The 22227-nt window shown below is 69.4% G+C and carries 18 protein-coding genes; 10 read left to right on the plus strand and 8 right to left on the minus strand.

Annotation, left to right across the window (positions count from 1 at the left end; translation table 11 throughout):
- On the minus strand, positions 1–155 hold a 155-nt coding region (locus KGQ19_RS28625; RefSeq protein WP_212014541.1), incomplete at its 3' end, for a single-stranded DNA-binding protein.
- Between the two features lie 31 nt (positions 156–186).
- Positions 187–492: a 30S ribosomal protein S6 gene (gene rpsF / locus KGQ19_RS28630; RefSeq protein WP_012784585.1), complete on the minus strand. Its 306-nt coding sequence runs from the start codon at positions 490–492 to the stop codon at positions 187–189.
- A gap of 265 nt (positions 493–757) precedes the next feature.
- On the opposite strand from rpsF, the gene KGQ19_RS28635 reads away from it, so the two are divergent.
- The 4 genes from KGQ19_RS28635 (at position 758) to KGQ19_RS28650 (ending at position 4371) form a co-directional block, all read left to right on the plus strand.
- Positions 758–1123 (plus strand): hypothetical protein, encoded by a 366-nt coding sequence (locus KGQ19_RS28635; protein ID WP_212014486.1) that lies wholly within the window; start codon positions 758–760, stop codon positions 1121–1123.
- Positions 1124–1263: 140 nt separating this feature from the next.
- Entirely contained in the window at positions 1264–2052 is a 789-nt protein-coding gene (locus tag KGQ19_RS28640; RefSeq protein ID WP_212014488.1) for a deoxyribonuclease IV, read from the plus strand.
- A gap of 9 nt (positions 2053–2061) precedes the next feature.
- Positions 2062–3246 (plus strand): lipid II:glycine glycyltransferase FemX, encoded by a 1185-nt coding sequence (locus tag KGQ19_RS28645; protein ID WP_212014490.1) that lies wholly within the window; start codon positions 2062–2064, stop codon positions 3244–3246.
- A 60-nt stretch (positions 3247–3306) separates the two neighbouring features.
- A complete protein-coding gene (locus KGQ19_RS28650; protein WP_212014492.1) occupies positions 3307–4371 on the plus strand; it encodes an alanine racemase in 1065 nt (354 codons plus the stop codon).
- 3 nt (positions 4372–4374) lie between these two features.
- Here KGQ19_RS28650 and KGQ19_RS28655 read toward each other — a convergent pair whose 3' ends face one another.
- From KGQ19_RS28655 to KGQ19_RS28670, 4 genes are all read right to left on the minus strand, one after another.
- Positions 4375–5940: a N,N-dimethylformamidase beta subunit family domain-containing protein gene (locus KGQ19_RS28655; RefSeq protein WP_212014494.1), complete on the minus strand. Its 1566-nt coding sequence runs from the start codon at positions 5938–5940 to the stop codon at positions 4375–4377.
- Positions 5941–5991: 51 nt separating this feature from the next.
- Positions 5992–7188 carry a mannosyltransferase family protein gene (locus KGQ19_RS28660; protein WP_212014496.1) on the minus strand — a complete coding sequence of 399 codons (1197 nt, stop codon included), beginning with the start codon at positions 7186–7188 and terminating at the stop codon, positions 5992–5994.
- A 157-nt stretch (positions 7189–7345) separates the two neighbouring features.
- Positions 7346–8872, minus strand: a complete 1527-nt coding sequence (locus tag KGQ19_RS28665) for a glycosyltransferase family 87 protein (RefSeq protein WP_212014504.1) — start codon at positions 8870–8872, stop codon at positions 7346–7348.
- Positions 8873–8932: 60 nt separating this feature from the next.
- Positions 8933–11944: a transglycosylase domain-containing protein gene (locus KGQ19_RS28670; protein ID WP_212014506.1), complete on the minus strand. Its 3012-nt coding sequence runs from the start codon at positions 11942–11944 to the stop codon at positions 8933–8935.
- Positions 11945–12343: 399 nt separating this feature from the next.
- Between KGQ19_RS28670 and KGQ19_RS28675 the strand changes: the two genes are divergently transcribed.
- The 6 genes from KGQ19_RS28675 to KGQ19_RS28700 all read left to right on the plus strand — a co-directional run bounded on the left by KGQ19_RS28675 (position 12344) and on the right by KGQ19_RS28700 (position 19533).
- Complete coding sequence (locus KGQ19_RS28675; protein ID WP_212014508.1) at positions 12344–12949, plus strand: PadR family transcriptional regulator; 606 nt, start codon at positions 12344–12346, stop codon at positions 12947–12949.
- Between the two features lie 130 nt (positions 12950–13079).
- Complete coding sequence (locus KGQ19_RS28680; protein WP_212014510.1) at positions 13080–14159, plus strand: inositol-3-phosphate synthase; 1080 nt, start codon at positions 13080–13082, stop codon at positions 14157–14159.
- Positions 14160–14343: 184 nt separating this feature from the next.
- Positions 14344–16872, plus strand: a complete 2529-nt coding sequence (locus KGQ19_RS28685) for a cell wall-binding repeat-containing protein (RefSeq protein ID WP_212014512.1) — start codon at positions 14344–14346, stop codon at positions 16870–16872.
- Between the two features lie 244 nt (positions 16873–17116).
- The gene (locus KGQ19_RS28690; protein ID WP_212014514.1) at positions 17117–18037 is read left to right on the plus strand and encodes a hypothetical protein; all 921 of its coding nucleotides are present in this window, start codon (positions 17117–17119) and stop codon (positions 18035–18037) included.
- A 129-nt stretch (positions 18038–18166) separates the two neighbouring features.
- Positions 18167–18991 carry a DUF1684 domain-containing protein gene (locus KGQ19_RS28695; protein ID WP_212014516.1) on the plus strand — a complete coding sequence of 275 codons (825 nt, stop codon included), beginning with the start codon at positions 18167–18169 and terminating at the stop codon, positions 18989–18991.
- An 86-nt stretch (positions 18992–19077) separates the two neighbouring features.
- Positions 19078–19533, plus strand: coding sequence for an RrF2 family transcriptional regulator (locus KGQ19_RS28700; protein WP_212014519.1), 456 nt, complete (start codon positions 19078–19080; stop codon positions 19531–19533).
- 112 nt (positions 19534–19645) lie between these two features.
- Here KGQ19_RS28700 and KGQ19_RS28705 read toward each other — a convergent pair whose 3' ends face one another.
- Both KGQ19_RS28705 and KGQ19_RS28710 read right to left on the minus strand, forming a co-directional pair.
- Positions 19646–19897 carry a hypothetical protein gene (locus KGQ19_RS28705; RefSeq protein WP_212014521.1) on the minus strand — a complete coding sequence of 84 codons (252 nt, stop codon included), beginning with the start codon at positions 19895–19897 and terminating at the stop codon, positions 19646–19648.
- Between the two features lie 83 nt (positions 19898–19980).
- On the minus strand, positions 19981–22191 hold the full coding sequence (locus tag KGQ19_RS28710; RefSeq protein WP_212014522.1) for a S53 family peptidase: 2211 nt from the start codon (positions 22189–22191) through the stop codon (positions 19981–19983).
- Positions 22192–22227: the final 36 nt, after the last annotated feature.

A 22227-nucleotide genomic window follows, 5' to 3' on the forward strand; every position in this document is an offset into this window, starting at 1 on the left:
GCGTCGCCGTCCTTCCACTCGTTGGTCTGGCGGTCCAGGGTGCGGGGCGTGGACGCGACGGTGAAGTTCGCGACCGCCGCACCCGACGGGGTGAAGCGCAGCTCGGGGTCGTCGGTCAGGTTGCCGACGACGGTGATGACGGTCTCGCCTGCCATGTCAGGTCCTCAAACGTGAGTGCGCGGTGTCTTACCGCTGGTCGGGACGGATGACCTTGGTGCGGACGACGGTCTCGGACAGGTTCGCCTGACGGTCGAACTCCTTGACGGCGTCCGGCGTGGCCTGCACGTCGACGACGGCGTAGATGCCCTCGCTGACCTTCTTGCCGCTCTTGGTCTTGATCTCGTAGGCGAGCCGACGGCGGCCCCAGATGTCGTTCTTCTCGATGCTGCCGCCCAGATCGCGGATGACCTTGAGGAATCCCTCGAGGGCCGGGGCGATCGAACGCTCGTCGAGGTCCGGGTCCAGGATGACCATGACTTCGTACTGACGCATATGCGTAACCCACCTCCTTTGGACTATGCGGCCACGGTCTCTCCGTGGCAGGAGGGTTTAGCGCGTCTCCCCTGGTCGGCACGGTGCAACTCGCCTTCGACGGCGACGCTACTGCAGGCCACCGACACTCGGGGAACGGTCAAGGCTACCCCGGCGAGCCGCCCGGATTGAAATCCGTGTCGGTTGACCCGATCCTGGGTATTGGTCCGAATACGTTTCTGATCTCCCGTGAATCATCAGCGCGGATGTGAGCGAGGTGGCAGGCATGACGCAGACGACCCCCGACGCGGGTGCGGGCGACTACGGCCCCGAGGTGGCCGGCCGTCCCGGATCGACGGCCGCCGACTACGCGCTGGACCCCCGTGAGCGCCCCGGCTTCCACATCGGCAGCCACGCCCAGGAGCTGGTCCTGACCGTGGCGGCCCTGGTGCTGGCCGTGGTCGGCGCGGCCCTGATCGGCTGGACCGGCGGACACATCCTGGGCGGCTGGATCGCGCTGGCCGGCATCGTGGTCGGGCTGTACGCGCAGCTGACGTCGGACACCACCTATGAGCGGATGGTGAACGTCTGCGCGATCGGGCTCGCCGCGGTGGCCTTCGCCTTCCACTTGCACCACGGCGGTCTCTGGTAGTCCCACCGGTCTCTGCTGGTCCCACCGGTCTGCGGTGATCCCGCCGGCACCGCGGGTTCGCCGGTCCGTGTCTTCGGGCCCCGACCAGGCAGCCGACAGTACGAGTGGTCCTGTCGGCGCGAGCGGTTAGCGTGGTGGCCATGGCTATGCGCATCGGTTCCCACGTCGGCAACGAAGACCCGATCGCCGAGGCGGCGGCCCGCGAGGCGAACGCCGTCCAGATCTTCCTGGGCGACCCGCAGAGCTGGAAGGCGCCGACCGTGGCCTACCCCGGCGGCGCCGCCGCGCTGCGGGCCGCCGCCGAACAGGCCGACCTGGCCGTCTACGTGCACGCCGCGTACATCATCAACGTCGCGCACACGAACAACCGGATCCGGATCCCCAGCCGCAAGCTGCTCCAGCAGACCGTCGCGCTGGCGGCCCAGGCCGGCGCCCGCGGCGTGGTGGTGCACGGCGGCCACATCAGCGCCGCCGACGATCCGGACGCCGGTTTCGACAACTGGCGCAAGGCCGTGGACCAACTGGAGCAGCACTGCCCGGTGTTCATCGAGAACACCGCGGGCGGCGACCATGCCATGGCCCGCCGCCTGGAGTCGATCGCCAAACTGTGGGACGCCGTCGGGCACAGCGGCATCGGCCTGTGTCTGGACACCTGCCACGCCTTCGCCGGCGGTATCCCGCTGGAGAGCGCGGTCGCCGACCTCAAGGCCGTCACCGGCCGGATCGACCTGGTCCACGCCAACGACTCGCAGGGCGGCTTCGACTCCGGCATCGACCGGCACGCCAACTTCGGGGCCGGCGAGATCGCCCCGGCGGAGGCGATCGCGCAGGTGATCGCCGAGGCCGGGGCCCCGGCGATCTGCGAGACGCCCGGCGGTGCCGAGGCACAGGCGGCGGACATCAAGTGGCTGCGGGAGCGCGTCGCATAAGGTTGGCGCATGGTCTTGAGGGTGCGGACGCTGAGCCGCGAGGAACATCTGGCGTTCATCGAGGAGCGCGCGGCGGAGAAGAACGCCACGACCTCTGTCAGCTTCCTGCAGTGTCCTGCCAACGGCGACGTGAAGACGGACTGGCGCCCGGAGTCGGTCGGCTGGGTCGAGGAGGCCACCGGCCAGGTCGTCGGCGCGGCCCTGGTGCTCTACCGGGACGTGCCGATCCCCAAGCGCGACAAGCTCCCCTTCCTGCGCCGGTCCCTGGCCTACCTCCCCGAGGGCCCGATCCTGGACCTCACCACGGCCGAGGCCGGCCCGGCGCTGAAGCAGCTGCTGGCGCACCTGCGCAAGCAGCGCGCCTTCACGGTGAAGATGGGCCCGCAGCTGGTCTCCCGGCGCTGGACCTCCGAGACGCTGAAGAAAGCCATCGCGGACGCCGACGGCGGAGTACGCCTGAAGGACATAAAGGCGGACTTCGAGGACCCGACGGCCCTGCACGTCATCGAGAACCTGCGGGCCACCGGCTGGACCCGCAAGGAAGCCGACGGCGCCGGCTTCGGCGACTTCCAGCCCCGCTACGTGTTCCAGCTCCCACTGGTCGACGAGTCCGGCAAGCCGCGCGAGCTGGAGGACATCCAGAAGGGCTTCAACCAGCTGTGGCGCCGCAACATCAAGAAGGCGGCGAAGAACGGCGTCGAGGTCACCATCGGCGGCTACGACGACCTCCCGGAGTTCCACAAGCTCTACGAGGTCACCGCCCGCCGCGACCAGTTCACCCCGCGCCCGCTGCCGTACTTCCAGCGGATGTGGAAGGCGATGGAGGCGGAGAACCCGAACCGCCTGCGCCTGTACCTGGCCCGCCACGAGGGCGAACTCCTGGCCGCCACCACCCTGGTGACCGTCGGCGACCACGCCTGGTACTCCTACGGCGCCTCCGGCGACCACAAGCGCGAACTGCGCCCGTCCAACGCCATCCAGTGGCGCATGCTGAGCGATTCACACGCCGCCGGCTGCAAGGTCTACGACCTGCGCGGCATCAGTGACACCCTGGACCCCGAGGACCACCTGTTCGGCCTGATCCAGTTCAAGCTGGGCACCGGCGGCCAGGCGGTGGAGTACCTGGGCGAATGGGACTACCCGTTGAACCGGCTCCTGCACCGCGCCTTCGACATCTACCTGTCCCGCCGCTAATCCGAAAGTCCCGCCGCCACAAGGCGCGGACAATACGCGTACGTATAAGGAGTCGGAACCTTGTCGCTGACGCTGCACGTCGACGCCGAGCGCTGGCGCGCCCACCAGGACGAGGTCCTGGCCCGGCACCCCGATCTGGTGCCGGTGGCCAAGGGCGTCAACGGCTACGGCCTCGGCATCGCGACCCTCATGGAGGCGGCCTCCAAACTCGCCGCGAGGGGCGTGGAGCTCACAGCGGTCGGCACGGCCGCCGAAGCCGAAGAGGCCAAGGACCATTACTCGGGCCGGCTCCTGGTCCTGACCCCCTATCTTCCCGGCGAGGACGTCCGCGATCTCCCAGACCGCGTCATCCGCACCGTGGCCTCCGTCGAGGCCCTGGAGGCCCTGACAGGCCGCCGCGCGGTCGTCGACCTGAAGACCTCGATGCGCCGCTTCGGACTGGAAAAGAGCGAGATCCCCAAACTGGCCGCCGCCCTGGAATCGGACCAAGCCCGCGTCGAGGGCTTCTCCGTCCACATGCCACTGGACCGCGTCAGCGGCAGCCACGACTACGTCCGCGAAGCTGGCGACTGGATCGAAGCCCTGACCACCGCGGGCATCCCGGTTCCCACCCTGTTCGTCAGCCACCTGACCCCGGCCGAAATCAGCACCCTGGCCAAACGCCACACCGGCACCACGGTCCGACCCCGCATCGGCACCGAACTCTGGCTCGGCGATCGCGGCGCCCTCCAGGCGCGAGGCACAGTGCACAGCGTGCAGAAGGTGGCCAAGGGCGACCGCTTCGGCTACCGCCAGCACAAGGCACGCAAAGACGGCTACCTCCTCACCGTCTCCGGCGGCACAGCCCACGGCGTCGGCATGGAGAACCCCAAGAACTTCGGCCGCGGCCCCTCCGGCCTGGTGAACCGCGCGAAGTTCATCCGCCGCGCCGCCCTGGCCCTGCTGAACCGGACCATGTCCCCGTTCTCCTGGCAGGACAAAACACTGTGGTTCGCGGAGCCCCCGCACATGCAGGTGTCAGTACTGTTCGTGCCCGCCGGTGTGACGCCGCCGAAGGTGGGGGAGGAACTGCCGGCCGAGGTGAGCCCGGTGATGACGCACGTGGACCGGGTGGTCTTCGACTGAGGCTCAGCCCTTCACCCGGCTCAGGAAGTTGGCCGTGGCGCGCGTTACCCGCGCGTCCTGATACCCCGGGTGCCCCAACCCCAGCGGCCAAAGGAACGTCCCGGCCGTGAACACCCAAGCCCCGCTCGCCGCGCGGTAGACACTCGTGTTCTGCACGAACCGCGTCCCGTTGGAAATCGTGTACGGCGACGCGGTCAGCAGCGTCTGCTCCTCGGCCTTCGCCCTCGGCATGTCCTCGAAGAACGAGTCGGCCTCCCCGCCAAGCAGCCCCGGCAGTTCGTCCCCGTCCTTCACTCCGGTCCCGGCCCAGAACCAGTGCCCGGACTCGTGGACGACCAATGGGTGCCGCCCCTTGAGGATCCCGCTGTACTGCACCCCCATCAGCTGCTGCTCGGCGCGCGGATGCCCCTCGCCGGCGCGCCACATCCCGGTGCCGAAGTCCTCGATGTGCGGGTCCTCGAAGCCTTTGTAGCAGGACATGGTGCGGGAGGCTTCGTCATAGCGGACGTGCCAATAGGCGTTGTTCGCAGTGAGGAACGCTAGAGACGTTCCCGCGGCGACCGCCTCCTCGGCGTGCCGGTACATATCCGTCGACCAGTACTCGTCATGGCCGGCGAAGATCAGGCCTTTGTACTTACTCGGATCGATGCGTCCGGCGTGCAGGTCCAGCCCGGTGGCGTAGGTGAGGTCGTAGCCCATGCCTTCGGCCCACTGGATGAAGGACTGCTCGCGGACGAATCCGTCAGGCAGACCATCGGCGAAATAGGGGCGTGCGAAGGAGACCTGGGTTGCTCGCGCCGGGTTGGAGATCCATCCACGCGCGTCTGCAGAGAACTTCGCTTTAAGCGCGGGGTCGTTCTCCGCGGCGTCCTTAGTGACGTAGCCGTAATAGACGTTGCGCCCCGTGATCCCGTCGCGCGGCCACCAGTTATAGGCCTGCCAACTGGTCGACGGCAGTACTACAAGGAAGTCTGCGGAGACCTCATCCTCACGCACCACGAAGGGCACGTAGTTCCGGAACCCGTCAGCCTTGTCCAAGACAGCCACGTAGGTCCCCGACACCCAGCCCGTCGGGATGTCCAGCGTCCACGCCACCGGCCACTCCACGGCGATCCGCCCGGTCTCCGCATCCGGCGTCGGCACCGGCTGCGGCCCGGCGTTAAGCGTCGGGGACACCAGTACGCGACGTGCCGAGGCCCCCGCGTAATAGCCGAGGCGGTACACGGAGATCGTGAAGGAACCAGCGGGCTCCACCGCCACGTGGAAGTCGATGGCCTGCCCGACCGCGACCGAGTCGGTGGACGCGTAGCCCTTGATCTGCCGCTCGTGGTCCGTCCCCGGGCGCGACTTGCCGCCGCCCATGCGCCAGTCTGCAGAACCCGCTTTAGCGTTCTCCGCCGTAATACGGTTCCCGCCAGCCGGTAGGACCGACGCCGGGAGCCCCGCGCGCGGGTCGCCGAGCCGTCCCGGACCGGTCTTCAGGTGCGTGGCGCGCAGGACGGCGCGCGCGGCCGAAGCGGTGTTGGTCTTCTTGGCCAGATCGCGCAGGAACTTCGACGTGCTCGACATGGGTCGATGGTAGCCGGGGAGTTTGGGGGTTCCTCAGCCCGCCCAGCGACCTCAGCCCGCCCACTGACCCGACAGGAACAGCAACGCCACGCCTGCCATGACCGGCGCGACGCAGCACACGTAGAGCGTCCGCACCACCGGGCGCCGCACGGCCCACGTGCCGAGCATCGTCCACAGCGGCCACCACAGGAGCATCGCGCGGGGGACGGACATGAACCATGTGGTGGTGCCGAGCGCGAACAGCGAGAGGGCGACGTAGAGCGCCTCCGGCCACCGGCGCTTCAGCAGCAGTACGGCGGTCAGTGCGACGCCCACCACGACCGCCAGCAGCTCCAGCTGGAAGACCCACGCGGTGTGCCCGGCCTGGCTGGCCCCGAAGGCGGCGCGCCAGGTCTCGTCCCACGCGTACTTCGGGTTGCGGAACGTGCGGAACCACCCGGCCGCCTGCGCGTGCTGCCACGCGGCCCAGTCTCCGGTGCGGTGGTGCAGGTACGTCATGTACGCGGCCACCGGCAGCAGTGGTACCGCGAGCAACGGCGCCTGCCGCCATCGCCGCCGTCCGCGTCCGCGCCCGGCCAGGACGAACTCCAACGCGATGGCCGCCGCGAGGAAGAGCCCGTTCACCCGCACCGCGCTGGCGCCCGCCGCCAACACCACGGCCAGCGCCCAGCGGTCGCGGCGGGCCGCCAGCCACGCGGAGAAGGCGAAAGCCGCGAACAGGCTCTCGCTGTAGCCCGCTGCGAGGAACACCGCCGCCGGAGCCAGGGCGAAGAAGAAGGTCGCGTTTGCGGCGGCCTGGGTGGCGCGGGTGCGGGCGAACCTGCCAGGGCTGGCCGGGTCGGCGGGGTCTGCCGGGTCTGCCGGGTCTGCGGGGATGGCGACTACCCCGCGCCGCCGAGTCCGCTCCATCTCATCCGCCGCCAACCGCCCCAACGCCACGGTCGCGACCGCTCCGGCCACCAGCGACACCGCCAACCCGGCCGTGACCCAGTTCCCCACGAACAGGTGCGCCAGCCACACCGCTACCGGGAATCCGGGAAAGAACGCCACGTGCCTCGGATCGGTCCCGGCCGCGAAATACCCGTGCTGCGCGATGCCGAGGAAGATCCCCTCGTCCCACCGATCCCAGCGGGCCAGCCACGGCCCCGGCTTCGTCGGCCCGGTGATGAACACCCACGCGCTGATCCAGGCCAGCACCACCATGCCGAGCCGCGTGGCGCCCCACACGGCCAGCGACGCGCGGTCCACTTCGCCTAGCCGTCGGCGGGGCTGCCATGCATTGCTCCCGGGCTGCGCGGGAACATCGCCTTCGGGCGGCGGTACCGCCTCACTCTCGCTCTCGGGCCGCTCCTGTGCGGTACCGGCTTGAGCCTGCGCCCAGCCTTCCCCCGCCTCCAAAACGAGCTCAGATCGCGGCGAGCTCAGGCTCGCTCGTCACCCCGTGCGCCGCCCGATGCGACCGCGGCTGCGACCACGCCCACACGTCCGGGCTGCCGGCCACCGCGCCGCCGGCCGGGTCGTCGTCGACGCCGTCGGCGCGGATGGGGTCGCGGCGGGGGTCGAGGATGTCGCGGATGATCTGCACCATCATGAACACGATGCCCGCGAGGTGGATGATGATCGCCCACACGTAGAAGTTGTCCGGCAGGCCGCGGGTGTTGCCGTTGCTCGGCCCCGCCTGCCAGACCAGGTAGTACCAGACCGCCACGTAGTAGGCGGCCTCGCAGCACTGCCAGATCAGGAAGTCGCGCCAGCGCGGGCGGGCCAGTGCGGCCAGGGGGATCAGCCACAGGACGTACTGCGGCGAGTAGACCTTGTTCAACAGGACGAAGATCGCGATGGTGAGGAACGCCAGTTGGGCGAAGCGCGGTCGGCGGCGGGCCATCAGGCCCAGCAGGGCCACGCCGAGCCAGCCGGCCAGGACCAGGGCGATGATGACCACGTTCTTGTTCGGCGGTTCCCAGTTCCACCAGTGGCGGATCGCGAACCAGGGGGAGCCCAGGTCGATCGGGCGGTTGTCGTTGAAGGTGAAGAAGTACTTCCAGCCCTGGAAGGCGAAGATCATGACCGGGGCGTTCACCACCAGCCAGGTCACCACCGCCGTGCCGGTCGCCTGGGTCCACTGGCGCATGCGGCCGGCGCGCCAGCACAGCACCAGCAACGGGATCAGCAAGAAGACCGGGTACAGCTTCGTGGCCGAGCCCAGTCCCAGGGCGATGCCGGCCACCACGGGTTTGTTCCGGGCCCAGGCCAGCATGCCGACCGAGGCCAGGGCGACCGCGATCAGGTCCCAGTTTATGGTTCCGGTCAGGAGCAGCCCCGGGGCCAACGCGAACATCGCCGCGTCCCAGGGCCTTCGTCCGGCCAGGCCGATGATGGCCAGGACGCAGACGATCGAGAACACGATCAGGAACCACGTGGTGATGTTGTAGAACCACCGCACCTGGTCCGGGGTGTCGGCGCCCAGCTTCTGCGCCAGCAGCGCCGCGGTCGCCATCGTCGCGCCGGCCACCACGGGGTACTCCAGCCCGTAGTTGCCGCTGGCGGCGTCGGTCTGGCGGTAGGGCGTGAGGTCCTTGTCGAACCCGCGGCCGTAGTACATGTACGGCACGTCGGTGTAGCACAGGTGGTTGTACTGCTGCTTACCCGTGCCGTTCCAGGCCGTGGAGTAGCACGGCGAGCGCTGCGCCACGCCGAGCCCCAGGGTGAGCAGCGTGAGCAGCACCAGCACCCGCGCCACGGTCCGGATCGCGGTGTTGGACCCCAGCTTCGGCCGGAAGGCCCGCACGCCCAGCGGCCCGCCCACCGCGTCCGAGGCGGCGTTCACCACCGGGTCGTCGAGGGAGGGGGCGACGAGGGTGGGTGCCGCCGCGCTCCGGCCCGTCGGTTCCTCCGACGGGCCGGGCGCCTGGTCGCTCACGTCCGAACTCACTTGCACATCGTGCCCTACCGGTCCGTTGTCCGTCTGCATGTCCTGGGAAAGATTCAGAACTCAGCTCGGCGGTCCGAACCCGGGCAGACCGGACGTGGTCGTGGACGAGGACGGCCCCGAGGTCGTCGGACACGACGGATCCGTCGGGTTCCGCTTGCAGTACTGGCTCGACGGCGTGGACGGCGTGGTGGAGGGCTGGCCCCACGGCGACGTGGGGCTGGACGTCCCGGTGCCGGTCGGCTGCCCCTGCGAGCTGGTGTCCGTCGGCGTCGAAGGCAGCGTCACACACTGCTGCGTGGCCGGGTCGAACTGCGCCGGCGGCGTGCACAGCTGCGCCTGCGAGGACGTCGTCGCCTTCGTCGGGGTCGGCGTCGGCGTCGGGGTGGGCGTCGGGACGAACACCGACTGGCAGTTCGCCTCCGAGCCGGTCGGGGTGCCCGGAATCGAGCCCGAACCGCTGGCCAGCGTGCCGGGTTCGACCGATCCGCCGGTCGGGATCAGGTTGGAGACCCCGGAGCAGGTTGGCGTATACGGCGGGAACGGTTTGGCGAAGTTGTCCTTGTTCTTGCCCATTTCGATGCTCATGAACGCCGACCAGACCGACGTCGGCCAGTCGTTACCGTTGATGCGTTGCTTCGGATTGTCGTAGCCCAGACCGGCCAGCGATTCAATCGCGCCGGTGTCCGGTGTCGACCGGAAGAGCCCCACGGACGTCACCAGCGACGAGGAGAAGCCGGTGAACCAGGCCGAGTGGCCGTTGTCGCTGGTACCGGTCTTACCGGCCAGGTTGCCGTTCGCCTGGTCGGAGAGCTTCGCGGCGTCGGTGTTCTGCGAGGCGGTACCGCCCTTGCCGAACACCGACTGCAGCGCGTTGGTGACCCCGGCGGCGGTGTTGGCGGAGATCACCTGCTTGTTGACCCCGCTATTCGGACGCAGTGCCGGCGGCGTCCAGACGACCTGTCCGGTCTTCTGGTCGACGATCTCGCTGACCTGCACCGGCTCGTGCGAGACGCCACCGCTGTCGAATGCGGAGTAGACGGTGGCCATGCGCATCGGGGTGATCTCGGCGACGCCGAGGGTCAGCGCGGGGACCGGGTACAGGTCGGAGGTGTCCGGCTTGATGCCCAGGTTCACGGCCATGTTCCAGACCCCCTGCGGGGTGATCGCCGGGTCCAGTTCCAGCGAGACGAAGACCGAGTTGAGCGACAACGCCAGGCCCTGCTTCAGCGTCGCCATGCCGTCGAAGCCGCCGGCTGCCTCGTCGTCCTCGTTGGGAGGGTAGAACTTGGTCGCGCCGCTGTTGGGGTCTGTGTAGGTCATCGGCTCTTTCGACCCGGCCGGATAGTAGAGCGGCTTGAAGTTAGAGCCCTCTTCCTGGCTGTCCAGCGAGAACTTGCCGGTCTGCAGCGCGGCCGCCAGCGTGATCGGCTTGAACGTCGAACCGACCTGCACGCCACCCTGGATCGCGTAGTTGAAGGCGTTCTGGGTGTATTCCTCTTTGCCGTCGGTGCCGGTGTAGAAGGACTTCAGCTCGCCGCTCTTCGGATCGATCGAGGCGAACGCCAGGTGTACGTCGTGGTCGGCTGGCTGACTGGGGTTCAGTTTCCCTTGACCACCGCCGCTGGTCCCGGTCCACAACGCGTTGGCGGCCTGGACCGAGTCGTTCATCATCGCGTGGCTGTACGTGGTGACGATCTTGTACCCGCCCTTGGACAGGTTGTCGATGTTCGCGTACTTCTGGGTGGCCGGATCGCTGGGGTACTCCTGCATCTGCGCCGCGAGGAAGGCTGTGGCGGCGTCCTTCATGTACCCGACGTACCCGCCGAGGTTCGGCGCCTTCTCGTCCTTGACCGCCGGCAGCTTGCCCTGGTTGGTATCGCTTTGCGGCTTGGAGATGAACTTGTACTCCGCCATGTTCGCCAGGATCGCGTTGTACCGCCGCGTGAACCGGTCGAACGTCTTGGGGTTGTCCGTGCGGGCCTTCGGGTTGGCCAGCGCGGTGGCGAAGTTGCTGGGGTCGTTGACCAGCGCGGCCAGGAAGGCCGCCTCCTGGACGTCGTTGTTGGTGAACTGGGCGATCGGCTTGCCGAAGTAGGCCCGGGCGGCGGCGTCGATGCCGTACGCGCCGCGGCCGAACGAGATCTGGTTCAGGTAGCCGAGCAGGATCTGCTGTTTGCTCTCCGTGTGGTTGAGCTTTATGGAGATCATGATTTCATTGATCTTGCGGCCCAGCGTCTGGTCCTGCGACAGGTACGCGTTCTTCACGTACTGCTGGGTGATCGTCGAACCGCCCTGGGTGCCGCCGCTGCCGAACAGGTCGTTCAGCGCCGAGCGGGCCACACCGGTGAACGACACGCCGGGGTCGCTCCAGAAGGAGTAGTTCTCCGCCGCGACGAACGCGTTCTGGAACACCTGCGGGATCTGCGCTATGTCGTTGACCTGGTAGTAGTTGACGCCGATCTGGTTGAAGACCTCTTTGCCGTCGTCATAGGTGAAGCTGGTCGGGTTGCCGGCCGCGATGTTGTTCTTGGCCAGCGGGATCGTGGTGTTGGCATACGCGTAGGCCACGACGCCTATAACCGTGAACAGGAAACCCAGGAAGACCGACAGTATCTGCTTGATGGAGGGCATCCAGTGCCGCCACCCGCGCTTGCCGTAGCGCGGGTAGTTGATGAACTTCATCCACCAGTCTTTGGGCGGCAACTCGTCCCGGCGGTAGGCGCCTGAGCGGGCCTGCGCGGAGCCGCCGCGGCGGCGCGCCGCGCCGCTGAGGCCCCGGCGGCCGCCGCCGGAGGCGGTCTCGGCCGGCTCGGTGCCGTAGCGGTCGTCGTATCCGCCGGACTCGTAGGCATGGTCCTGATAATCGCGGTCGTCGTAGGACTCGTACTCGTCGTACTGGTCGTCGTACCCGTCGCCGCCGCGCCGGCCGCCGCCCCCGCGGCGCTTGCCGAACATCCCGGACAGCTGGTTGGAGAGCCCGTCGAGCTTGTCCGAGAAGCCGCCGCCGCCAGCCGGACGGCGTCCCCGTGACCCGCCGCCACCTCCGGCGCGTCGACTGCCGTGCTCGCTCATACCTCGGTCCGCCTCACCTGAAGTCCACTGTGGAGCAGCGCTCGCCGCCCGCCTCCCCTTGCCCGCCGGTGGCCGGCGGATGGGAACCGCCATGGACCGGCTTGCTCGCGGAGACGCGCGAAACCCGTCGGCCGGTTGCGTTCCCGCCCCGCCCCGGACGCGCTATCGGCAAAAGGTACCCCACAGAGCCATGGAGACCGGGGGAGTGGCGGCGATCTGTCCGTTTCGTTCCTTCCACCAGGGGACTTGTGCGGTGCCGCCGACACCCGCTACCGTTTCGATGTATCGGAGCGATACATCGAGTGGCTGTATCGGTGAGGTGTATCCGCCCGATGTATCGGGAGACGGCGGCGTACGGAACCGTACGGCGCGCACGGTCGGCCAAGGAAGGAGCGAGCGATGGCGAAGCGGTCCCAGATCCTGGAACTGGCGGTCCTCGGTCTGCTCCACGAGAACCCGATGCACGGCTATGAGCTGCGACGTCAGCTCAACGTGCAGCTCGGGGCCTTCCGCGCGCTGTCCTACGGGACCCTGTATCCCTGCTTGAAGGACTTGGTCGCCCGCGGCTGGATCGCCGAGGACGACACCGCGACCGCCAACGTGGCCGCCTCGCGCCGGGCCAAGATCAGCTACAAGCTGACCGCGGAGGGCAAGGAGCGGTTCCAGGAGCTCATGACGACCTCCGGGTCGGCGGCGTGGGAGGACGACAACTTCGGCGTCCACTTCGCGTTCTTCGGGCGGACCAACGCCGGCGTCCGGATCCGCATCCTCGAGGGACGGCGCAGCCGTCTGGAGGAGCGGATGGAGGCGGTGCGCGGATCGCTCGCCCGCAGCCGTGACCGGCTGGACTCCTACACATTGGAGCTCCAACGGCACGGCCTGGAGAGCACCGAGCGTGAGGTCCGTTGGCTCAACGAGTTGATCCGGACCGAGCACGAGCAAGCGTTCCCGGCTCCATCGCAGCAGCAACCCCAGCAAGGCTCCCCGGAGCCCCGGCCCTCCTAGCGCTCCCGCGCCGAGGAGAACTGTCCGAGAGGCCCGGTCACAGCCGGCCGGCCACTGTCCCCTTTTCCATATATACGCAGGAGAACGTGCCCGTTTCCCCCGGGCACGGAAGATGAAGGAGAAACCGTTCATGGGTTCGGTTCGAGTAGCGATCATCGGCGTCGGTAACTGCGCCGCCTCGCTGGTGCAGGGCGTCGAGTACTACAAGGACGCCGACCCCAACGCCAAGGTCCCCGGCCTGATGCACGTCCAGTTCGGCGAGTACCACGTCAGCGACCTGGAGTTCGTGGCCGCGTTCGACGTCGACGCCAAGAAGGTCGGCCTGGACCTGGCCGACGCCATCGGCGCCAGCGAGAACAACACCATCAAGATCGCCGACGTCCCGCCGACCGGCGTGATCGTGCAGCGCGGCCACACCAACGACGGCCTGGGCAAGTACTACCGCGAGACGATCGTGGAGTCCGACGCCGAGCCGGTCGACATGGTCGCCGCGCTCAAGGCCGCCAAGGCCGACGTCCTGGTCTGCTACCTGCCGGTGGGCTCGCAGAAGGCCGCGGAGTACTACGCGCAGGTCGCGATCGACGCCAAGGTGGCGTTCGTGAACGCGCTGCCCGTCTTCATCGCCGGTACCAAGGCCTGGGCCGACAAGTTCGAGGCCGCCGGGGTGCCGATCGTCGGCGACGACATCAAGTCCCAGGTCGGCGCGACCATCACGCACCGCGTGCTGGCCAAGCTGTTCGAGGACCGCGGCGTGGTGCTGGACCGCACCATGCAGCTGAACGTCGGCGGCAACATGGACTTCATGAACATGCTCGAGCGCGAGCGCCTGGAGTCCAAGAAGATCTCCAAGACCCAGGCCGTCACCTCGCAGCTGTCCCACGACCTCGGCGCCGGCAACGTGCACATCGGCCCGTCGGACTACGTGGCCTGGCTGGACGACCGCAAGTGGGCCTACGTCCGCCTGGAGGGCCGCGCGTTCGGCGACGTCCCGCTGAACCTGGAGTACAAGCTCGAGGTCTGGGACTCCCCGAACTCGGCGGGTGTCATCATCGACGCGGTGCGCTGCGCGAAGATCGCCCAGGACCGCGGCATCGGCGGCCCGATCCTGTCGGCGTCCTCCTACTTCATGAAGTCCCCGCCGGTCCAGTACTTCGACGACGAGGCCCGCGACGCGGTGGAGAAGTTCATCCGCGGTGAGGTCGAGCGCTGATCCGGCTGTCGGTCCCGCCGCTGGTCGCGAGGGGTCCGGCCTGATCGCCGGATTCTCATAGGCCTTTCATCTACGGCATCGTCCGTAGACGAATTACGCCTCAAAATACTGCCCCGAGCCTGCTCAGGCTCGGGGCAGTTCGCGTAAGCTCCCGCGAGGCAACGATATACGCAAGGAGTTTTACATGGGCCGCAAGCGCGAAATATCGGTTATATCGACACTCGCGGTGGCGGGCGCGGCCTTCGGCGGGACCTTGGTCTCGGCGCCCAGCGCCTCAGCCGCCAGCATCTCCGTCTCCGCCTCGGGGTCGGATGTCGTGGCGATCAACCCTTCGGCGTTCTCCGGTGGAGCGCCGACAGACCAGGTCAGTCAGCAGCTTGCGCAGACCCTGCGCAACTCCTCGCGGTATCTGGCCACCACCTGGTACAACCAGACCTATGGCAACAGCCTGGCTTCCGACGGATATCTGAACCTGGACATCCCCGGTGCCGTGCCGGAGCAGACCTTCCGGCTCCCGGGCATGGCCGCGCTGTCCATCGCCACCTCGGTGAAGCTCGGCACCTGGGACGCCGCCGCCTCCGGGATCAGCGCCGACGAGGCCGCGAACCGGGCCGCCACCATGGTGCGCGCGCTGGCCCACCGCTACTACGCGAACAACTCCCTGGCCGGGGTGTCCACCTGGGGCCAGAGCTGGCAGTCGCCGCTGTGGGCCTTCTACACCGGGCAGGCGGCCTGGCTGGTCTGGGACAAGCTGTCCCCGTCCGAGCGCGACGACGTGGCCCGCATGCTGGCCGACGAGGCGAACCGGCTGACCACCGGCAACGACGTCTACCTGACCTCCGGGCAGGGCAGCGAGCAGCTGTACCAGTACAACAAGGCCGGCGTCGACGTCACCCCCGGCGACACGAAGGCCGAAGAGGACAACTACGACGCGCAGCTGCTCGGGTTGGCCGTGGCGATGATGCCGAACCACCCGAACGCCGCGGTGTGGCAGCGCCGCAACGAGGACCTGCTGATCGCCGACACCGCGACCCAGGCCGACCTGTCCAACCCGACGGTGGTCAACGGCCGCCAGCTGAACTCCTGGCTGCAGGGCTGGAACGTGCAGCCGGACGGCACCGTGCAGAACCACAACATCCTGCACCCGGTCTACATGACCGCGCTGGACCAGTCGCTCCAGCAGGTCGGCACCTTCGCGCTGGCCGGCAAGTGCGCGCCGCAGGCCGTGACGGACAACGTCGGCCTGGTCTACGGCGCGCTGGCCAACCCGGTCGACCCGCCGTCGCAGGGCTCGGAGCAGTCGACGTACAAGTACGCGCCGGACCCGAACAACCTGGCTCAGTACAACTCGCCGATCACCATGCCGTACCCGATCTACCAGCCGAACTCGGCGCAGATCAACTACCCGCAGGGCAACGACTGGGGCAAGCAGTTCCCGTCCTACTACGGGTCCTTCGACGCTCTGGTCGGCGCCTACAACCTGGCGCCGAACGCGATGGCCAACGCCAGCACCCACATGGGCGCCGAGGAGCAGCTGCAGAGCCGGTTCAGCACCGGGCAGACCTACATCCCGTGGAACCCGGCGACCACGCCGGCCGACCAGGCCGAGAACTCCTACGTCGGCGCCGAGCAGCGGGTCGGGCAGATCTCGGCGCAGGCCTACATGGCCCTGTGGCTGAACCACGAGCGTCCGGCGTGCTTCGACAACTCCGGCACCCCGACCCCGCCGAACGTGCCGCCGGCCCAGCCCACCTCGGTCTCCCGGCTGGCCGGCAGCGACCGGTACGGGACCGGCGTCGCGGTGTCCCAGAGCCAGTGGTCCAACGCCGGCGGGGACAACTCGCCGCGGGCGATCGCGGACTCCGTGGTGCTGGCCCGCGGCGACAACTTCCCGGACGCGCTGGCCGGCGTGCCGCTGGCCAAGCGCGACCGCGGGCCGCTGCTGCTGACCGAGACCGCCAGCCTGAACCCGTTGACCGCCAAGGAGATCCAGCGGGTCCTGCCCAAGGGCAAGACCGTCTACATCCTCGGCGGCAACGTGGCCGTCTCGCCGAAGGTGCAGACGCAGCTTCAGCAGCTGGGCTACAAGGTCGTGCGCTTCGGCGGCGCCGACCGCTACGGGACCGCGTTGCAGATCGCGACCCAGGGCATGGGCTCCCCGCACCAGGTCGTGGTGGCCACCGGCGGCGACTTCGCGGACGCGCTGTCGGCCGGCCCGCTGGCCGCCGACGAGGGCAACGCGATCCTGCTGTCCAACGGCAAGACGCTGGACCCGGCCACCAAGGCCTACATCGCCGCGGCCCGGGTCAAGAACGGCGCCGCGGACCCGGCCTTCCACCTGAACGCGGTGGGCGGCCAGGCGGTGGCGGCGACCGCGTACCTGGGCGGCCAGTCGCACAGCCTGATGGGCGCCGACCGGTACCAGACCGCCGCGGCGGTCGCCGCGCGGTTCGCCGCCGACATGCCGGTGACCCAGTTCGGCGTGGCGACCGGCATGCAGTTCGCGGACGCCCTGACCGGCGGTGCCTACATGGCCAACGCCGGCGAGCCGCTGCTGCTGACCGCCCCGACCGTGCTGGCCCCGGCGGACACCAGCCTGTTCCACACGATGCAGAACCAGATCTCGACCATCACGCTGTTCGGCGGCCCGGTCGCCATCCAGAAGAAGGTGATGGACCAGATCGCGCACGCGGTCGGCGGCGTGGAGCACTGATCCCGGATCCGGCCTAGCGATCCGGCGCTCGGCGCGACAGGCTCCGCCACTCGGCGAGCCCGCGTTCGGCGCCGCGATCCGGCTGGCACAGCGATCCGGCGTCCGCCTTCCGGGGAATCCCCTCCGAAGGCGGACGTTTTCCGTTGCCCGGGCTTTACTCAAGCCACTATTTACAGACTTCTGATATTCCAGCACATTCCTTCGTGGACCCCATCGGTTCTTTCGCCCTCCACGAAGGAGACCCATGCGCACGATCCGTCTGGCCGCGCTCACCGCCGCTGCCGCCGCCGCGTTCACGATGTCGATATCGACCTCGTCGGCCGCCGGGATGAGCCATTACGGAGCCAAGCCGATCGCCCCGGGCGCCGGCTCGCACGCCGCCCCGGCGGCTGGTGCCGACACTCTGTCCCTGCAGACCAATGGCAAGACCGGCGTGGTGTCGCCGACGCCGAAGGTGTACCTGGTCTTCTGGGGTTCCCAGTGGTCCAAGGACCCGGCGAAGGTCGCCCCGGACATGCAAGCGATGTTCAAGGGGCTGTACGGCGCCAAGGACACCTGGGGCACGATCCTCGCGCAGTACTGCGAGAACGCCCCGAAGGGCAGCACGACGTGCCCGTCCACCGCGACGTTCATCAAGCACCCGTCCGCCTCGGTCCTCGGCGGCGTCTGGTTCGACAACGGTTCCGCGGCGCCGGCCAACGCCACCCAGGCGCAGATCGCGGCCGAGGCGGGCAAGGCGGCCGGGCACTTCGGGAACAAGACCCAGGCGCCGAACCTCAACGCGCAGTACGTGGTCCTGTCCGCGACCGGCACCCACCCGGACGGCTTCCCGAACAGCGGCTTCTGCGCGTGGCACGACTCCACCAGCAGCGGCTACGGCAAGCTCGCGTACACGAACCTGCCTTACGTCCCCGACCTCGGGGCGGGTGCGTGCACGACCCTGACCGACGGGCGCATGCTCTCCGGGATCGAGTCCACCGAGACGCATGAGTACGCCGAGACGGTGACCGACTTCTGGCCCACCGACGGCTGGAACAACACGGCCAACGGCGAGATCGGCGACGAGTGCGTGAACCTGGACGCCTACGAGACGTTGACCACCGGGAAGTTCGATGTGCAGGGGTTGTGGTCCAACAAGGCGAATGCCTGCGTGACGCACGGCTGATTCCAAGTCCGGTTCCACGCGTGGTTCGACGCTTGCTTCGACGCCTCGGTGAGCCGCCGGAATACCGGTGGCTCACCGAGGCGTTGCGCACTCCAAGGCAATGCCCATAGGAAAGCTAGGGAGTCCAGCATGTCCGAGACGGAGCCGACCGCGACGACCCGCGCCGCAGCGCATCCCGCTCCCCCGGCTTGGAATCAGTGGGCTGAGAAGCGTGACGCGTCCGTTTCCGGCTCGCACGGCGCGCTCGCCCTGGTCGCGACGCACTGGCTGGGCGAGGGCGCGGCCGTCGCGCTGGACGGGCTGCCGGGCCGGTGGGCCGTCGATGGCGACCGGGTCAGCCTCACCGCCGAGCCGGCCGACGCACTGCTGGTCGAGGGCGTCGCGGTGGACGGCGTCCGGCTGTTGGACCCCGACCTGGCGCCCGATCCGACCGTGGTGTTCCACGACGGCCGCAAGCTGGTGCCGATCGTCCGCGAAGGCGTGCTGGCGGTGCGGGTGTACGACCCCGAGGCCGAGAACCGCCGTACCTTCGCCGGGATCGAGCGCTTCCCGTACGAGCCGGGGCTGGTGTTCACGGCGCGGTACGAGCCGTACGTCCACGGCCACGTCGAGCAGGTGCTGAACGCCGACGGCCGGGAGCGCGGGCTGGCGCTGGACGGGGACCTGGTCTTCGGGCGGGACGAGGTCGAGTACCGGCTGGCCGCCACCCGGACCGGCGACCGTTTCGACGTCACGTTCGGCGACACCACCAACGGGCCGGACACGTTCGGCTTCCGCCAGCTCGCCGCCGCGATCGTGCGGCCCGGCAGCGGCGAGATCGTCCTGGACTTCAACCGCGCGCAGTTGCCGCCGTGCGCCTTCAGCGACCACTTCATCTGCCCGGTCCCGCCGGTGGGCAACCGCCTGGACCTGGCGGTGACCGCCGGGGAGAAGCGCCGCGGGGTCCACGCCTGAGGCGGCCCGCGACAGCCCGGCCCGGCCGACCCTTCCCACCGATTCCCGCCGGACCGGTGGGTTTACCGGCTGTTAGCATCGGCACCGTGCAGATCTCAGCGAAGGCGGACTATGCGGTCCGGGTGATGCTCGAGCTCGCGGCCCACGGCCCGGACCTGGTCAAGTCCACGGTCTTGATCGAACACCAGGGACTGCCGCGCAAGTTCGTCGAGTCGATCCTGGTGGAACTGCGCCGCGCCGACCTGATCCGCAGCCACCGCGGCGCCGAAGGCGGCTACAGCCTGGCCCGCCCCGCCGGCGCGATCTCCATCGGCCAGGTGATCCGCGCCGTCGACGGACCCCTCGCCGAGGTCCGGGGGCTGCGCCCGCACGAGACCGAGTACGGCAACGCGGCCCAGCACCTCTCGGATGTCTGGGTCGCAGCCCGCGCCGCCCTGCGCAAGGTCCTCGACGAGACCAGCCTCGCGCACGTGCTCAGCGGGAAGCTGCCGGCGCATGTGCGGCGGATGGCCGAGTCGCCGGAGGCCTGGCTGCCCAGGTGAGGATCTTGCCGCTGGACGGCTGGCCGCCCTGGACCGGACGGCCGCGCCGGTCGGGTCGATTGCGCCGATCGCATTGGCTGCGTCGACCGCCTTGCCAGCGGGGCTTGGCCGCCTACTTCGCCGCCGCGTCGTTCACCTGAGTTCCGCAGGACCCGCCGTCCGGGCTCGTCCACAGCCACGGCGCGCCGCACCACGTGCTTGCGAACTCCGGGGTGTTGGCCATCGGGCTCACGGTGGTCGGTGTGGTGCCGGCGCTCGGGTCGTCGATCCCGATGTTCACCGCGGCGTTGGCGGCCGCCGCACCGCCGATGACAGTGGTGCCGGCGCACAGGGTCAGGGCGGCGAAGGTCGCGAGCTTGCGCATGGTTGTTCCTTCCGATCAGCTTATGGCGCCCAACCGGCGGCACGTGCCGCCGGTCACGGGGCTTGACCCCATCGGGCGAATCGTTAGGCCACCGGCTTCTTCGCGGGCTTCTTAACCGGCGTCTTCACCGGCTTCTTCACCGGCTTGAACGACGTGATGTACGCCGCCGTCGGCGAGCCGAGCCCGGTCGCGGTGTCGTACCCCTTGCGCGCCGCCAGGCCGTGGTCCGCGTCGAGCTTGTAGAGCCGCGCCTCGTGGGTGTCGCCGAACATGCCGTGGTCCACGACCGCCGAGATCGTGGCCGGGGCGCCGGCGGGGTGGTCGACGATGTCGGTGAGCTGCTTCGTCCCGGCCCGCTTGTACAGCGCCGGGTTGGCGAAGCCCAGGGCCCCGCCGGAGGCCTGCATCGCGTCCGCCTGCACGGCGGCGAACATCGGGGCCGCCGCGGACGTGCCGCCGACCACGTCCTGGCCGTAGCCGCCGAGCGTCGGATCGGTGTGGCCGGTGCGGACGGCGGTCAGCAGGTCCCCGTCCAGCGCCACGTCCGGCACCGTGCGCATGGCCGTGCTGATCGTGCTGCCGCCGGCCGCCGTGTGCGCCAGATCGTTCGGCACCACGCCCTTCTGATACCCGGGCTGGTCGAAGTCCTCGCTGGTCCCGCCGCCCCCGCCGAAGTAGAAGGTGCCGGGGAGCGGGGCCCACGCGGTGCCGTCGGCGGACAGATCCGAGCGCAGATCCCCCATCGGCACCTCCCAGTGCCGCGTCCCGTCGGCCGCGAGCGCCAGCGCGGTCCCGCCGACCGCGGTCACCCACGGCGAGGCCGCCGGCCACTCCACCTGCGCCCGCGCCGACCCGGCATCGCACCCCGGCCCGGTCAGCCCCGGCGCCTGGTCCCCGCAGTCCCCGCTGGCGAACGCGAACCCGATGCCCTCGGCCGCCCCGGTCGTGAAGATCTGGTTCTCCTGCGCGATCAGCGCCGGGTCGATGTCCGCGTCCTCGCCGTCACCGGTGGCGTGCATGATCTCGCCGAACGAACCGGTCACCACGTCCGCGGAGCGCTTGTCCACGATCCCGGCCAGTGTGGCGGCGATGTCCTGGTCCTGGCACGAGGCGGCGCCGAAGTAGTGGACGACCGCGCCGGGCGCGAGCCCGTGCGCCATCTCGACGTCCAGCGCCTCCTCCCCGCCCCACGCCGCAGGGGTCTCACACACACCGTCCCCGAGGTGCTTCCACCCGCCGGCGTCCACAGACTCCATGTACTGACCCGCCCCGAACGCCGTGTCCCCGACCGACGTCGCGAACTGGTTCGCATCAGCCCGCATGGTCGGCGAGCCGTACGCGTCCACGACGCCGATGATGGCGCCTTTACCGGTGAAGCCGGAGGCGGTGACGCCATACGCGGCGCGCAGCTGCTTGGGGGAGTAGCCGCACACGACGAGCGGATCGGGCTTGTTGTAGCCCTGCGGCACGCCGGTCGCCGGGGTGCCGCCCCAGTCGGACGAGCACGCGGTGGAGTCGGTGGCCGGCGCGGTCGGGTCGCCGGGATCGGCGGGAGCGCCGGGATCGGTGGGATCGGTGGGCAGACTGCGCTTGATGGGGCCGCCGACGATGACCGGGCTGACGGGGCCGGACGGCTGCATCGGCCCGCCGGGGTTCACTCCGGCTCCCGGGATTGTCGGCTCCGCCGGGCCGCTGCTATCAACGGGTCCGGCAGGCTGCATCGGCCCACCCGGATCCACTCCGGGACCCGTCAGCACCCTGCTTCGAGGTCCGGCAGCGACCCGATAAGAAAACTGCCGCATCCCCCGCGGCTCCGGTACCAACCCCGCAACACTCGACACCGCCCCGACCAACTCCGCCGGCACCGCAGCTCCCGCCCGCGAGACATACCCCCCGACCGCGTGGCTCCGCCGCTCCGGCAGCTGCCCGAACGCCTTCCGAATCTCCCCGGCAGTCCCGGCCACATCGATCCAGTGGCTGTTCTCCGCACTCACCTTCAGCCCGCCCCCGGCCAGCCACGCGTGCACCTTCGCCAGCTGCGCCGTCGTCGGCCCGAAGCGCGCCTGCGCCTGTGCCGGGGTCAGGAAGTGCCGGTACTGCGCGTCGTGCGGGTCCGAGACCGCGGCGGCGAACTGCTGTAACCCGTCCGGGTCAGCGCCGGCCAACCCGATCCGCGCAGTAGTAGGACCATCCACTGCCGTCGGCGCGGTGGCCGCGACCGACAGTGCGTCCGGTCCCGCGACCAACGCGCCGACCGTCAGCACAGCCGCGACGTGCCTGAACCGTCCAACCATGCCAGACTCGCCCTCTGCTCGCCCTACCCGGAAGAT

This window comes from Catenulispora pinistramenti (assembly GCF_018274385.1).
GTDB classification, from domain to species: domain Bacteria; phylum Actinomycetota; class Actinomycetes; order Streptomycetales; family Catenulisporaceae; genus Catenulispora; species Catenulispora pinistramenti.